General features: G+C 28.6%; 17 protein-coding genes. 16 read left to right on the top strand and 1 reads right to left on the bottom strand.

Features of this window, described 5'->3' with window-relative positions; translation table 11 throughout:
- Positions 1-65 precede the first annotated feature (65 nt).
- The 16 genes from OCV55_RS10885 (at position 66) to OCV55_RS10815 (ending at position 14,870) form a co-directional block, all read left to right on the top strand.
- On the top strand, positions 66-1,343 hold the full coding sequence (locus OCV55_RS10885) for an FtsX-like permease family protein (protein ID WP_147580623.1): 1,278 nt from the start codon (positions 66-68) through the stop codon (positions 1,341-1,343).
- Positions 1,344-1,348: 5 nt separating this feature from the next.
- A complete protein-coding gene (locus OCV55_RS10880; RefSeq protein ID WP_147580622.1) occupies positions 1,349-2,110 on the top strand; it encodes an ABC transporter ATP-binding protein in 762 nt (253 codons plus the stop codon).
- A 231-nt stretch (positions 2,111-2,341) separates the two neighbouring features.
- Positions 2,342-3,190, top strand: a complete 849-nt coding sequence (gene licT, locus OCV55_RS10875) for a BglG family transcription antiterminator LicT (protein WP_032090794.1) — start codon at positions 2,342-2,344, stop codon at positions 3,188-3,190.
- Between the two features lie 101 nt (positions 3,191-3,291).
- Complete coding sequence (locus OCV55_RS10870) at positions 3,292-5,088, top strand: beta-glucoside-specific PTS transporter subunit IIABC (protein ID WP_147580621.1); 1,797 nt, start codon at positions 3,292-3,294, stop codon at positions 5,086-5,088.
- A gap of 12 nt (positions 5,089-5,100) precedes the next feature.
- Positions 5,101-6,531 carry a glycoside hydrolase family 1 protein gene (locus OCV55_RS10865; RefSeq protein WP_147580620.1) on the top strand — a complete coding sequence of 477 codons (1,431 nt, stop codon included), beginning with the start codon at positions 5,101-5,103 and terminating at the stop codon, positions 6,529-6,531.
- A gap of 177 nt (positions 6,532-6,708) precedes the next feature.
- Entirely contained in the window at positions 6,709-7,725 is a 1,017-nt protein-coding gene (locus tag OCV55_RS10860) for an alpha-hydroxy-acid oxidizing protein (RefSeq protein WP_032090791.1), read from the top strand.
- Between the two features lie 128 nt (positions 7,726-7,853).
- Positions 7,854-8,516 carry a helix-turn-helix transcriptional regulator gene (locus OCV55_RS10855; RefSeq protein ID WP_032090790.1) on the top strand — a complete coding sequence of 221 codons (663 nt, stop codon included), beginning with the start codon at positions 7,854-7,856 and terminating at the stop codon, positions 8,514-8,516.
- Positions 8,517-8,528: 12 nt separating this feature from the next.
- Complete coding sequence (locus OCV55_RS10850; RefSeq protein ID WP_147580619.1) at positions 8,529-10,169, top strand: putative manganese-dependent inorganic diphosphatase; 1,641 nt, start codon at positions 8,529-8,531, stop codon at positions 10,167-10,169.
- 1 nt (position 10,170) lies between these two features.
- Positions 10,171-10,437: an RNA-binding S4 domain-containing protein gene (locus tag OCV55_RS10845; protein ID WP_022002647.1), complete on the top strand. Its 267-nt coding sequence runs from the start codon at positions 10,171-10,173 to the stop codon at positions 10,435-10,437.
- 51 nt (positions 10,438-10,488) lie between these two features.
- The gene (gene yabP, locus OCV55_RS10840; protein WP_022002646.1) at positions 10,489-10,782 is read left to right on the top strand and encodes a sporulation protein YabP; all 294 of its coding nucleotides are present in this window, start codon (positions 10,489-10,491) and stop codon (positions 10,780-10,782) included.
- The gene (gene yabQ / locus OCV55_RS14150) at positions 10,782-11,168 is read left to right on the top strand and encodes a spore cortex biosynthesis protein YabQ (RefSeq protein WP_032090788.1); all 387 of its coding nucleotides are present in this window, start codon (positions 10,782-10,784) and stop codon (positions 11,166-11,168) included. Before yabP ends, yabQ begins: the two co-directional genes overlap by 1 nt.
- Positions 11,165-11,458 (top strand): FtsB family cell division protein, encoded by a 294-nt coding sequence (locus OCV55_RS10835; RefSeq protein ID WP_032090787.1) that lies wholly within the window; start codon positions 11,165-11,167, stop codon positions 11,456-11,458. The genes yabQ and OCV55_RS10835 overlap by 4 nt, the downstream gene beginning before the upstream one ends.
- A gap of 36 nt (positions 11,459-11,494) precedes the next feature.
- Complete coding sequence (locus OCV55_RS10830) at positions 11,495-12,247, top strand: alpha/beta hydrolase (RefSeq protein ID WP_147580618.1); 753 nt, start codon at positions 11,495-11,497, stop codon at positions 12,245-12,247.
- A gap of 2 nt (positions 12,248-12,249) precedes the next feature.
- Complete coding sequence (locus OCV55_RS10825) at positions 12,250-13,077, top strand: HAD family hydrolase (protein WP_147580617.1); 828 nt, start codon at positions 12,250-12,252, stop codon at positions 13,075-13,077.
- A complete protein-coding gene (locus OCV55_RS10820) occupies positions 13,070-13,729 on the top strand; it encodes a uracil-DNA glycosylase (RefSeq protein WP_147580616.1) in 660 nt (219 codons plus the stop codon). The genes OCV55_RS10825 and OCV55_RS10820 overlap by 8 nt, the downstream gene beginning before the upstream one ends.
- Positions 13,722-14,870: a bifunctional folylpolyglutamate synthase/dihydrofolate synthase gene (locus OCV55_RS10815; RefSeq protein WP_147580614.1), complete on the top strand. Its 1,149-nt coding sequence runs from the start codon at positions 13,722-13,724 to the stop codon at positions 14,868-14,870. Before OCV55_RS10820 ends, OCV55_RS10815 begins: the two co-directional genes overlap by 8 nt.
- 4 nt (positions 14,871-14,874) lie before the next feature.
- On the opposite strand, the gene OCV55_RS10810 is transcribed toward OCV55_RS10815, so the two are convergent.
- A complete protein-coding gene (locus OCV55_RS10810) occupies positions 14,875-15,210 on the bottom strand; it encodes a spore coat protein GerQ (RefSeq protein ID WP_022002639.1) in 336 nt (111 codons plus the stop codon).
- Between the last annotated feature and the right edge of the window lie 8 nt (positions 15,211-15,218).

Here is a 15,218-nt window from a genome sequence, read left to right as displayed (position 1 = left end):
TGTTGGTGCTACTTTTATTGTAAGGTGTGATGGAAAGTTTATGATGGAGTTAGGAGGTGGAAGCGATGAAAGTTTTTTCACTAGCTACGTTAACATTAAAAAGAAATAAAAAACAATATATGATTTATGGACTCACACTTATTTTTGCAATTGTCATTCATTTGATCTTTTCAGAATTTATCAACAATCCCTATTTAATAGAAGCAGATAGGGCTAGAGGAATAGATGATCCTCTTGGAGTGGATATACCATTATCAATGGGATTACCCTTTTTAATTATTTTATTTTGTTGGTTTATGATTATTTATGCCAGTCAATATAATTTCAAAAAAAAACATCAAGAATTTGGAATTTTATTTACTTGTGGTTTTAACTTGTTAGATTTTATTAAATATACACTTATTCAAATGGGAATCGTTTTTATCTTTGTTTTACCGATTTCATTTATTTTAGGTGTTCTTAGCTTATTTTTCATTCATTCAAAGATATATCCTTATCTACAAATCAATTATTCAATTTATACCATTATGCCAAGTACCTTTTTTACAACGATTTCAGCTTTATGTGTATTAGTTGTTATTGTGATCATCTTTTTAATAGGGCAACTTCATAAAAGTGATATTTATACTTTGATTAATGATGAAAATAAGGTACAAGCTATTCATTTTGTAAGTTTTAAAAAAATGATGATGTATTTACTTATTTATTTGATAGGATTTTGTTCAATTATAACGGTTGAAGGAAATTTAATAAATTATATTCCGCCAACAGCTTTAGGGGTGATAGGAATGTATGGTTTGTATAAGTATCTATTGCCACAACTCTTTTTAAAGAATAAAAAGAATTTAAAAGGAAAACAAATTTATATTTGTTTATCACATGTGGGATTGATGATTAAATCAACAGCTTCGTTAATTGGCTTACTTACATTACTGATAACAGTTTTATTACCTGTTTTAGCGTCACAAAATATTGAAAGTAATGAATTTGTGACAGGAATGATTAGTTATTTGTTTATTGTAGCGATGGTAATTATTTCTATTTTATATAAGATGAATATGGAAAAGAAAAATAAAATGAAAGAGTTTTCTATTTTAAATAAAGTAGGTTATGTTTATAGTGATTTAAAGAAGATGCTTTTGAAAGAAAATATCCTTTATTTTATTTGTGTTTTAGTAATTCCATTACCTTATTTAATTTTTATGGCGAGAGAGTTTATTTTAATGAATTCAACAATGTTATTTTTCTATAGTGGATTATTTATCTATTATGTAGTGACATTATTGATTTGTCTTTTATTAAATTATCATGCAGGGAAAATACAATTATTAAAAGGAGAGTAACAACTATGGAAACAGTTTTACAAGCAAAAAATATGACAAAGATTTATGGTATGGGAAGTAAACAACCATTTACAGCTTTAGAAAATATAGATTTAGAAATTAAAACAGGAGAGTTTATTGTTGTTATGGGACCGTCAGGTTCCGGTAAATCTACTTTAGTAAATAATATTTCAACAATAGATATTCCTACTAATGGGAGTTTGTATATTTTAAATCAAGAAGTGAAACAAATGTCTGAAAATCAATTAGGGAAATTTAGATATCAATATTTAGGTTTTATTTTTCAAAATTATAATTTATTAAATTCCTTAACAATTTATGAAAATATTATGATTCCTTTAAAACTCATTGGCGAAGATAAAAAAGTTATTGATGAAAAAGTCCATCAAATTACAAAAGAATTAGATATTGAATCACTACTCAATAAATATCCTCATGAATGTTCTGGTGGACAACAACAAAGAGTCGCTATTGCAAGAGCATTAATTGGAAATCCTAAAATCATTATTGCAGATGAACCAACAGGAAACTTAGATAGTCAAAATTCACATGAAATATTATCTATCTTTAAAAAGATGAATGAAAATCATATTACGATCATTATGGTAAGCCATGATCCATTGATTGCTTCTTATTCTTCAAGACTTCTTTATTTAAAAGATGGTAAAATTGAAAAAGAATTATTTAAAGGAGATAAGACTCAACAAGAATATTTTAAAGAAATTGTAAGCATTAATTCAAAAGAAATGCAAAAGATGTTGGACTAAGATATAATACCTGACTTTAGAAGTTCAAGACAAAAAAATGGTGCTAACTTCTAAAGATGGGGTTTTATAAGTTCATTAAGAATAATTTAAAAATAATATTGCTAATCCCAAAAGAAAGTGCTATCATAAAACTTGTAATTAGGATGGTAATTGTTTAGTCAAGCTTAACCTATTTACACACAAGAGTATTTTTGTGTGTAAATAGGTTTTTATTTTTATGGAGGGATACAGATGATTATTAAAAGAATATTAACAAATAATGCAGTTGTAATTGATGATGTAAATCAACAAGAGAAGATTGTATGCGGAAAGGGAATAGCTTTTAAGAAACGCCCTGGAATGGAAATTGATGAAGCCTCTATAAATCAAACGTTCATATTAGATGGTGGAGGAGAATACTCGCGTTTTGAACAACTTTTGAAAGATGTTCCGCTGGAATATTTAGAATTATCAAGTGAAATAATAAATATGGCAAAATTGGAATTTGCCAAAAATTTTAAAGATAATGTCATTATTACTCTAAGTGATCACCTATATGTTGCTATTAAAAGATGTAAAGAGGGAGGTATTATTTCTAATCCGTTACTATGGGATATTAAGAATTTCTATGAAATAGAATATGATATTGGCTTACGAGCTTTAGAATTAATAAAAAAGAAGTTTAATATACAATTGCCGGATGATGAAGCAGGATTTATAGCATTACATATTGTGAATGTAGAATTAGATGAAGATAACATGGATCATATTTTTCAAGTAACAAAGGTTATTCAGGAAATATCAACAATTGTTAAATATCATTTTCATACAGAGTTTGATACATCGAATGCGTATTATTACCGCTTTATCACACATCTAAAATTCTTTGCGTTGAGATTATTAAAGAATAATCAATTTAATGAAGAAGAGGAAAATGAGTTATTAGATGTGGTTAAAGATAAATATTGTGCCAGTTATGAATGTGTATTAAAAATTAGGGATTTCTTAAAAAGAAAGTATAAATATACATTACATGAAGATGAAATTGTATATTTAACAATACATGTTCATAGAGTTGTACATAAGACAAAAAAGGAGTGATAAAGAAAAAAATGAAAATAAATATTTAGGCAGGATGGTAACATTAAGTTGGCTTAACCTCAATTCATATCAACTATATGATAAGAGATGGAGGTAAAAAAATGGTTAAATATGAAGAATTAGTAAATTTTATTATCAAAAATATTGGTGGAAAGGAAAATGTTATTTCTTTGACACATTGTGTTACGAGATTGCGTTTTCAATTGAAAGATGAATCAAAAGCAAATGATGAAGTTTTAAAAGCAAATGATGGAATTATTACAGTTATGCATACCGCTGGACAATATCAAATTGTTATAGGTAATCATGTTGGAGATGTATATGAAACAATTTTACCTAAGTTAGGATTAAGCGGAGAAGTTGTAGAAACAAAAAATAAAACAAGTATAAAAGATAAATTTGTTGATTTAGTAAGTTCTATTTTTATGCCTGCTATTGGAATGCTATGTGCATGTGGAATGATTAAAGGACTTAATACAATTTTAAGCTTTGCGGGTATCTATAGTAGTACAAGTGGATTATATACATTAATTGATGCGATTGGAGACAGTATTTTTTATTTCTTTCCAGTTATTATAGGGTATACTTCTGCGAAGAAGTTCAAACTTACGCCGTTTGTGGGAATGGTTATCGGATTGGCACTATGTTATCCAACAATCAATGGAGCAGATTTATCAATCGTTGGCATTCAAATGAATGTAAGTTATACTTCAACGGTTTTACCAGTTATTCTAACTGTAGCTGTTGCTGCTCCAATGGAAAGATTGTTAAATAAATATATTCCAGATGTTGTTAAATCTTTTTTAACACCTATGATTGTTATTTTATTAAGTACAATATTAGGATATATGATTATTGGACCTGTTGCTAATACTGTAGCTGGTTGGCTAAGTGATGGAGTTTTAAGTCTTTACTCAATTAGTCCAGTTTTAGCAGGTATCGTTTTTGGTGGGTTATGGCAAGTATTTGTAGTATTTGGTGTACATATAACATTTATTGTTTTAGCTATTATGAATTTAGCAGCTGGACATCCGGATCCTATTCTTTCTTTACAAGCATTCGTTGCATTTTCACAAACAGCAGTAGTACTTGCAATATTTTTAAAAACTAAACAAAAAAAATTAAAATCTATTTGTTTCCCAGCAATTATTTCTGGAGTGTTTGGTGTTACTGAACCAGCAATTTATGGAATTACATTACAAAGATTACCAATGTTTGTTATTTCTTGTATTGGTGGTTCATTATCTGGAGCTTATGCAGCTTTTGCTGGTCTAAAATATCAACAAATGGCAGGAATGGGAATATTTGAAATGCCTGCAATGTTTCCACAAAATGGTACAGGAGCAGCAATGTTCCAATGTGTAATTGCATCTGCATTTGCGATTATTCCAACATTTATTGCAGCATATGTATTTTATAGAGATGATCATAAAGAAGATAATGTAACAGAAAGTTTAAGTGAAGAAGTAAATCAACCGATAGAAGGAAAAATTATACCATTAAATCAAGTAGAAGATGATGCGTTTTCACAAGAAGTATTAGGAAAAGGAATTGCCATTATTCCTTCTGAAGGGAAAGTATATGCACCGTTTGATGGTACTGTAATAACATTATTTCCAACAAAACATGCTATAGGAATTGTAAGTGATAATGGGTGTGAAGTGCTTATTCATATTGGAATGAATACAGTGCAATTAAACGGAAAATATTTTACATCTCATGTTCAACAAGGTGATAAGGTAAAAAAAGGACAATTACTTGTAGAATTTGATATAGATCATATTTTACAAGAAGGATATAACTTAGAAACACCTGTTATTATCACAAATACAAAAGATTATTCCAATATTAATACAAACACAAATAAAGATAATGTTGTATTAGTAGCGGAAGCTTAGAGGTGATGGTAAATGTTGAATAAAGATTTTTTATGGGGTGGTTCAACAGCGGCTAATCAAATAGAAGGTGGATATGATGAAGGAAATAAAGGAGATTGTATCTCAGATCATTTGACAGGAGGAACATTAGAAACAAGACGATGTTTTACAAAAAGGATAGATCCTCAAAAGAATTATCCTAGTCACGAAGCTGTTGATTTTTATCATCATTATAAAGAAGATATTGCTTTGTTTGCACAAATGGGCTTCAAAGTATTTAGAATGTCAATTGCATGGTCAAGAATATATCCAACAGGTGAAGAAAATGAACCTAATGAGGAAGGATTAAAATTTTATGATGATGTTTTTGATGAATGTTTGAAATATGGGATAGAACCACTGGTAACACTTCATCATTTTGATATGCCTTACTTATTAGTAGAAAAATATCAAGGTTTTTTAAATAGAAAGGTTATAGATTTATTTGTAAAGTATGCAACAACGGTATTTGAAAGATATAAAAATAAAGTAAAATACTGGTTAACTTTTAATGAAATAAATTTTGCATGCATACCAATGGGAAATCTAGAAGTTTTAGGAATTTATCATGAGAAGACCAAAGACTATACGGAACCTTATGATAATTTACAAGATCGTTATCAAGCTTTACATCATGTTTTTTTAGCTAGTGCTAAAGCTGTTCGGGTAGGGCATAAAATTAATAAGAATTTTAAAATAGGATGTATGATTGCTCATGTAACACTTTATCCGTATAGTTGTCATCCTCAAGATATGTTACTAGCTCAAAAGACGGATCATTTATTTAATGATTTTTGTGGAGATGTACAAGTTAGAGGGTATTATCCTTACTACATCAAAGAATATTTTAAAGAAAATAAAATTCATATTATTAAGGAAGAAAATGACGATGTGCTTTTAAAAAAAGGATGTGTTGATTTTTATTCATTTTCTTATTACATGTCTAATTGTATTTCTTGTCAAGAAGGACTGGAAACATCAATGGGTAATTTATTAGGTGGTGTTACGAACCCTTATTTAAAATCAAGTGAATGGGGATGGCAAATAGATCCAGAGGGGTTAAGATATACGCTTAACAAATTGTATGATCGCTATCAAATACCGTTGATGATTGTTGAAAATGGAATAGGTGCTGTTGATGTTAAAGATGCAAATAATTTAATACATGATACCTATAGAGTAGAATATATAAAAAAACATATAGAGCAAATGAAACGTGCTGTAGATGATGGTGTTGATTTAAAAGGATATATGATGTGGTCGCCTATTGATATTATTTCATCAAGTACGGGTGAAATGAAAAAACGCTATGGATTAATTTATATTGATAGAGATGATTATGGAAATGGTGATTTTTCACGGTATCCTAAAGATTCTTTTTATTGGTATAAAAAGGTTATTGACACTAATGGAGAAATCTTATAAATACAAAATGAATTTATTTTTGAAATAAAAGATAATTTTAAAATATAAATAAAAAGTATCTATACTTTTAAACTTGTTTGTATAATTTATACAAACAAGTTTTTTTATGAAAAACTTGATTTTTATTAAAGGACAGGTGTAAGCTTTTGGAGAATGAATAATAAAGGATGAAGGAAAATGAATGTTAATGAAATAAGAGAAAAAAGTAGAAGTGTTATTGGACCTTATTGTAAGTCATGTCCAGTATGTAATGGAAAAGCTTGTTCGAATAAAATACCTGGACCAGGCTCTAAAGGAACAGGAACAGTAGCTATTAAAAATTATGAGGCTTGGCAAAAGATAGAAGTTAAAATGGATACTCTTGCTGAAAATAAAGAAATTGATACAACTTTTGAAATGTTTGGAAAAACATTTAAGTATCCTATTTTTGCTGGACCAGTAGGAGCAGTAAGTCAACATTATAGTGATTTATATAATGATAATACGTTTAATGAAATTTATGTACGTGCTTGTGCAAAAAGTGGGATTGCTGCTTTTACAGGGGATGGTTTAAATGAAGAAATCATGGTGCATGCAACACATTATATTAAAGAAAATAATGGCATTGGTGTTCCAACGATTAAACCTTGGGATAAAGAAACATGTTTTAAAAAATTAGAGTTGGCAAAAGCTTCAAAGGCTTTTGCGATAGCAATGGATGTTGATGCTGCCGGACTTCCTTTTTTACAAGGAAGAATACCTCCAGCAGGTAGAAAAAGTGTTGCTGAACTTAAAAAAATCATTGATTATGCCAAAGTTCCTTTTATTGTTAAAGGAATTATGTCAGTTGAAGGAGCGCAAAAAGCGATTAATGCAGGTGCTCAAGGGATTGTTGTTTCCAATCATGGAGGAAGAGTTTTAGATGGGACTCCTGCAACAGCTTCTGTTTTAGAAGAAATTGCTGATCAATTTAAAGGACAAGTTAAAATTATTGTTGATGGTGGTATTCGTAGTGGTTTAGATGTTTTTAAAGCCCTTGCTTTAGGTGCGGATGCAGTCATTATAGCAAGACCATTTGTTAATATGATTTATGGTAATGGTGAACAAGGTGTAGAAGCATATGTCCAACAATTAGGTCAAGAATTAGAAAATACGATGATGATGACAGGTGTTTCTTCTTTAAAAGAAATTTCTAAAAAGAATATTTATAAATAGAAGTCTTTGTGAAAAACTATAGACTTCTTTTTTATTATAATAATAATTGTTGTTTATGAATTATTATCGTGATAATATATAGATATGAATTATTATCATAATAATAAGGAAATGAGGAAGAAAAAAGTATGTACAAAAGTTTAGAACCTTATGCAAAGCTAGTTTATTTTTTAAGTGCTGCATTAGGTGACAATTGTGAAATAGCTTTACATGATTTAACATCTAAAGATCAAGAAATCGTAGCTATTTCAAATAACCCAATTTCAGGAAGAGAAGTTGGTGCGAAGTTATCAAATTTATCATTACATTATTTAGAAGAAAAACAATATTTAAATCATGATTATGTTATGAACTATAAAACAGTAGGAAATGATGGTAAATTAATGAGAGCGGCAACTTATTTTATTAAAGAAGAAGGCCGTGAAATGCCAGTTGGTATGTTATGTATTAATGTTAATATTTCTGATTTAGAATATTTAACTTCTACAATTAAAAAGATTTTGGGAATTAAAGAAGAAAAAGATATCGAATTTAAAATGGATAACCCAGTTGAAATCTTATCATCACCATTAGATGAAATGATTGATATGTATATTAAAGAATGTTTAGAAAAGATGGGATTCCCAAGTTATTTCTTAGCTGAAAGATTAAATGTTGATGAAAAGATCAAGGTTGTAAAATATTTACAAGAAAAAGGGACATTTAAGGTAAAAGGTGCTATTGTATTAGTGGCTGAAAAATTAGCGGTATCTGAACCAACTGTATATCGTTATTTAAAGAAAAATGTTTAAAGGAGAAAATGAATGAGTAATTTAGTTTATGTAAGTGGACATAGAAATCCAGATACAGATAGTATTTGTTCAGCAATTGCTTATAGTTATTTATTAAATGCAACAAATAAATATAATGCAGTTCCTGTACGTTTAGGAGAAATTAATAGAGAAACTGAATATGTTTTAAAACGTTTTGGAGTAGAACATCCTGTTTTACTTAAAACTGTTAAACAAAAGGTAGAAGATTTAAATTATGATAAAGTAACTGTTTTTTCTAAAGATTTAACTTTAAAAACTGCATGGTTTTTATTAAAACAACAAAATTTAAAATCTGCTCCTATTTTAGATGAACATGGTCAATTATTAGGGCTTTTATCTACATCTAATATTATTGAAGGATACATGGATCAATGGGATAGTGAAGTTTTAAAGAAAGCTAAAACTCCTGTTGAAAATGTTATTGATACATTAGAAGCTAATGTGATTTATTTAAATGAATCTTTAAAAGTTGTTGAAGGTGATATTCACATTGCAGCAATGTCAGGTAGTGAAGCTAAAAAACGTATTCATGAAAATGATGTTGTGATTGTAGGTGGAGATAGAAGTGATGATTTAGAAGAACTTATTTCAGTTAAACCATCTTTAATTGTATTAACTGGTTCTTTAACTGCTGATGAAAATGTTGTAAAAAAATGTGAAGAACAAGGAATTTCAATTATTTCTACACCATTTAATACTTATCAAACATCTCAACAAATTGTTCAAGCAATTCCTGTTGAATATGTCATGATCAAAGGAGATATTAAAACTTTCTCTACAGATGATACTTTAGATTATATGAAAGAAGTTATGTCTGAAACAAGATATCGTGGATATCCAGTTATTGATTTAAATAATCGTTGTGTAGGAAGTATTTCTCGTTTTGCTTTATTAAAAGGATTAAGAAAAAAAGTTATTTTAGTAGACCACAATGAAAGAGGTCAATCTATTCCTGGTATTGAAGAAGCTGATATTTTAGAAATCGTCGATCACCATAGAGTAGCTGATATTCAAACAGTAGGACCATTATTATTTAGAGGAGAACCATTAGGTTCAACAGCTACAATTGTAACTAAAATTTTTGATGAATTAGATGTTGAAATGCCAAGTCATATTGCTGGTTTATTATTAGGTGCGGTTGTTTCTGATACATTATTATTCAAATCACCAACTTGTACACCAGTTGATACTAAGATTGCTAAGAAACTAGCTGAAATTGCAGGTGTTGATATTCAAGAATTTGCAATGGAAATGTTTAAAGCAGGAACATCTTTAGTTGGTAAAACTGTAGATGAAATCTTTAACCAAGACTTCAAAAAATTCAGTTTTGATAACTTACAAGTAGGGGTTGCACAAGTAAACTCAATGGATATTGAAGGATTCTTACCATACAAAAAAGATATGTTAGATTATATGAATAAATTTGCGGAAGATAATAATTTAGAATTCACATTATTATTACTTACAGATATTATCAACGCTAACAGTGAAATCTTTGTTGGTGGACCACGTCCTGAATTAGTAGAAAAAGCATTTAATGTTCAATTAACAGAATGTCAAGGAACATTAGCTGGTGTTATTTCTCGTAAAAAACAAGTAGTTCCAGCAATTACTGCTGTTATGAGTGAATAAGATGAGATTAGATAAATTTTTAAAGGTATCTAGAATTATTAAAAGACGTACTTTATCCAAAGAAATTTCTCAAAGTGAACGTGTTAAAGTCAATGGTAAAGTAGCTAAACCTTCAACAAAGTTAAATGTTGGAGATTTGATTGAAATTGAATTTGGAAGAACGATATTAACGGTTAAAGTTAAACTTCTTAAGGAACATGTTTTAAAAGATGAAAGTACAATGCTTTATGATATTGTTGATGAAAAAAGAAAAGAAGTAAATGAATAAGAGAATGTCATGAACATTCTCTTTTTTCATATGATGTAGAGGAGGGATATTATGGATAATCAAATACATTTTGAACAAACACCTTATCATCATGTGTATTTAAAAGATCGTAAGACATTGGAACTTACAGGCATTAAAAAAATTGAAAGTTTTGATTCTTTAGAATTTTTAATTGAAACATCTTTAGGGTATTTAAATATTAAAGGTAGCGATTTAGCACTTGTGCGTTTTGATCAAGAGAAAAAAGAGGTCAGTATTAAAGGAAATATTGATGCGATTTCTTACTTATCGAATAAAAGAACAACAAAGAGTAAAGATAGTGTTTTAAATAAATTATTGAAATAATGGATTTAATTACACAAATACAAGGAATAGGGTATTCTTTTGTATACGGGATTATCTTTACCTTTGTATATCATTTTATTTATAGTCATCTCATCAAAATTAAAATCAAATTTATTTATTTTATTATGCAATGTTGTTTTGGTATTATTTTTGCTGCAATCTATTTTATAGGCTTATTAAAAATCAATGAAGGTATTTTAAGAGCGTATTTTTTAGTGAGTGTTTTGGCGGGATATGTTGTTTATCAAAATTTGATGCATGAAAAAATGTATATTATGATCGTTAAAATAAACCAAAAATTAACACGACTATTTAAACCTGTGCGCTTTGTTTTTTTGAAGTTTGATGGTATAATAGGGTCTATAAAAAAGAGGGTGAAAAGATGACAAAAAAAAGACTAAAAAAAGTGTATAAACCAATGGCTTATCTTTTTATTGGATGCTTTTTAATATACATCTTATTATCTCAAGCCATGTCTGTTTTTTCAAGAACAGCAGAAATTGACAAACTCGAAAAAGAAGTCGCAATAGTAAAAAAAGAAAAGAAAGATTTACAAAATGAAGTAAGTCTTTTAAATGATGATGATTATGTGACACGTTATGCAAGAGAAAACTATGTTTTCACAAAAGATGGGGAACAAGTTGTCATCTTACCAGATATAGATCAAGAAAAATAAGCAGAGATTGCTTATTTTTGTTTTAGGAGATTTTTTATGATTATTAAAGAAGAAATGTATATTCGTTCATTGAAAAGAAAAAGACATATTGATATTTATGTACCTGATGATTATCAATCAGCTAAAAAAAGATATCCTGTGTTAATAATCAATGATGGTCAAAATGCTTTTTTTGATGAACAATCTTATATAGGAAAAAGTTGGGGATTTTTAGAAAGTGTACGGGAGCTGAAATTAGATGTGATTTTAGTAGCTATCTACTGTAATTTTGAACCTTTAAAAAGAGAAGATGAATATGGTCCTTGGGTCATGAATCAAGAATTTTCAAGAGAATATGATACTCATAGACTCGTAGGAGGAGAAGGAAATGCTTATGTTACTTTTTTGACAACGCAATTAAAACCTTATCTAGATCAAAACTTCCCTACTAAAATAGATGATTATGGTATTGTAGGAAGTTCAATGGGAGCTTTGATTTCATTTTATGCTTTTTTAAAATATCCAACGATTTTTAAAAAATGTGCTATTCTTTCAACAGCTTTTTGGATTTATGAAGAAGAGTTTGTAAAGTTATTGAAAGTTAGTTCAATAAGTCATAATATGTTGTATATGGACGTTGGTGGTCAAGAAGATGAAAGATATATTCCAAGTAATCTTCATTTAAAGGAATGTATTGAAGAAAAGATTGATCATTTTCAATATCATTTCTTTCCAGAGGGAAGACATAGTGAATATGATTGGTCACAAAGAGTGCCACTTTTTTTAAAGATGTTTTATAAAGGAGAATAAGTATGTATCGTTTAATGTTTTCAGATTTAGATGAAACTTTATTAGTAAATCATCATGTACCAAAAATGAATCAAGAAGCTATTTTAAAAGCAAGAGAACAAGGTTTAAAGTTTGTTCCTTGTACAGGAAGAGCTTTTAATATGATTCCAGATATTTTAAAAGAAATAGGTACATATGATAAAGCAGGAGAATATTCACTTTGTTTTAATGGAGGCCTTATTGTTGAAAATAAAGATAATAAAGTTCTTCATTTTAAAGGATTAGATTTTAAACAAGCAAAGGAAATATTTGAAAATGCAAGAAATTTAGATGTTTGTGTTTTAGTTTTTACTTTAGATTGTTGTTATATTTTTCATGCTGATGAAGATGAAATTCAAAGAAAAATTGCACAAAAAGCAAAATTTAAAGTAATCGAAGATTATGATATTGATTTTCTAAAGAATGAAAAAATTGCAAAGATTCTATATGAAAAAAGAGACATGGATTATTTAAAACAACTTGCTAAAAAATTACCTGAAAGTATTCAAGAAACATGTAGTATTGCATTTTCTAGTGGACGTTATTTAGAAATGAACACCAAAGGTGTTGATAAAGGTTATGGGATGCGTTGGTTAGTAAATTATCTAGGATATGATATGGATGAAACGATTGGTATTGGAGATAATTATAATGATGTAGAAATGATTAAAACAGCTAAACTTGGTTGTGCAGTGGCTTGTGCAAGTGATGATATTAAAGAACTTGCTCAATATGTGACACAAAAAGATTATGATGAAGGGGCTGTTAAAGAAGTTATTGAAAAATTTGTATTAGGAGAAAATCATGAATAGATTTAAGACCATTGTTGAAATAGAATCACAAAAAGAATATTATCAAAAACTACATCAAGTTATTGAAAAAGAATATGAAACCAAAACGATTTATCCACCTAAAGAACAAATCTTTAGAGCCCTTAATTTATGTGACTTTGATGATGTAAAGGTTGTTATTTTAGGACAAGATCCTTATCATGAACCTCATCAAGCCAATGGACTTGCCTTTTCAGTTACCAAAGATGTGCGTATACCACCAAGTCTTGTGAATATTTATAAAGAAATTCATGATGATTTAGGACTTCCTATTCCTAACCATGGTGATTTAACTTATTGGGCTAAACAAGGTGTTTTGTTACTTAATAATGTTTTGACTGTTGAAAGAGGAAAAGCAAATTCTCACAAGGGATTAGGTTGGGAAACTTTTACATTGAATATTGTACGTTATTTAAATGAAAGAGAAAAACCACTCGTTTTTATTCTTTGGGGAAAGAACGCAATCGAAAAGAAAAAATACATTGATTCTAGACATTTAGTACTTACAAGTGTGCATCCTTCACCACTTTCAGCATATAGAGGTTTCTTTGGTTCAAGACCATTTTCTAAAACAAATGCGTTTTTAATTAAAAATGGAATGACACCTATTGATTGGAGTATTCCCAATGTTTAAAACAATTGATGAAGCTTTGAATTTTATTGAATCACAAAGAATGAAACGTTCTTTTAAAGAGTTTCAAGAAATTATAAAAAGGTATCATCTACCTGTTGATTTAAAAAATGTTATTCATGTAGCAGGAACAAATGGAAAAGGCTCAACAGTGACTTTTATTAAAGATTTACTAGTAAAACAAGGCTATCATGTAGGAACGTTTACATCACCTTATATTATTAAACATAATGAAAGAATTTCGGTAGATGGAAAACATATTCCTGATGAAGAGTTGTTACGATTAGTCAATGACTTATATCCAATAATAGAAAAAGAACATCTTTCGATGTTTGAAATAGACACAATAATCATGCTTAATTATTTTCATGAATTAGATTTAGATTATCATGTGATTGAATGTGGGATTGGTGGTTTGAATGATAAGACAAATGTCATTCAAAGTCAGGTAGCTGTTATTAGTAATATTGGTTATGATCATCAATTTATGTTAGGAGATACTTTGTTAGAAATAGCCAGTCATAAAGTAGGTATTGTTAAAGAAGGGGTCCCTTTATTTACAACTGAACAAAATAAAGAAATATTAAGTTATTTTAAAGATTATTGTACAAAACATCAAAGTACTTTTTATCCTTTACAAGTAGAAAAACAATATCAGTATCCTTATCATCTACATTTTCATCAAAAAAAATATGTATTACATTTACCAACATATCAAGTAAGTAATTTAACGCTTGCTTTAAATGTTGTTGATTATCTATGTGATTTAAATGATGAAGATATTCAAGCGGTGATCGATGATTTTAAATGGCCTTGTCGTTTTGAACAATTTGGACATCTTTATTTAGATGGTGCTCATAATATCAGTGGAATAGAGGCATTGATTCAAACAATCAAAGAAAGAAAGTTAGAAGATGTTGGAATTGTTTTTAGTGCTTTGATGGATAAAGATTGTCAAAAGATGTTAGATATGTTGAAAGAATTTGATGTTGTGATTGCTGATTTTGATGATGAAAGAAGTCAAGGGGGATATATTCCCTATCAAAAAGCTATTGAAATAATGAAGGTTAAACATCAAAATATTGTTGTAACAGGATCATTACATTTTGTATCAACAGTACGAAAATATGTAATAAGTGCGTAAGCACTTATTTTACTTTATATTGATAATCTAAAGGCTCATCAAATTCTGCCCATAATAAATAAACAAGTAATAACATTACTGTTTTACCAGTATCAGTTACGATAATAAAATGATCTCTACCAGCTTGTTGCAATGTTCCTGTATAAATCTTATCATTCCATGTTTTAGAACCGGTATAACTAAAATAGAATGTTCCTTTTTTACCAACGTTAACACGTAAGATGTTTTCAACGTATGTTTGTTCTACGGGTTGAGTAGGGGGAACAGTTTGTTGCCTGGTAAGATTTTCATTATCATCTTCTTTTACTAAGTAAGGGTTTAAATCATCAAAATAATCCATAGAGACCT

Source organism: [Clostridium] ammoniilyticum, from assembly GCF_025566905.1.
Taxonomy (GTDB): Bacteria; Bacillota_I; Bacilli_A; order Erysipelotrichales; family Coprobacillaceae; genus Faecalibacillus; species Faecalibacillus intestinalis.
Note: the sequence above shows the minus strand (reverse complement) of the source record. Positions and strands in the feature narration are given on the sequence as shown.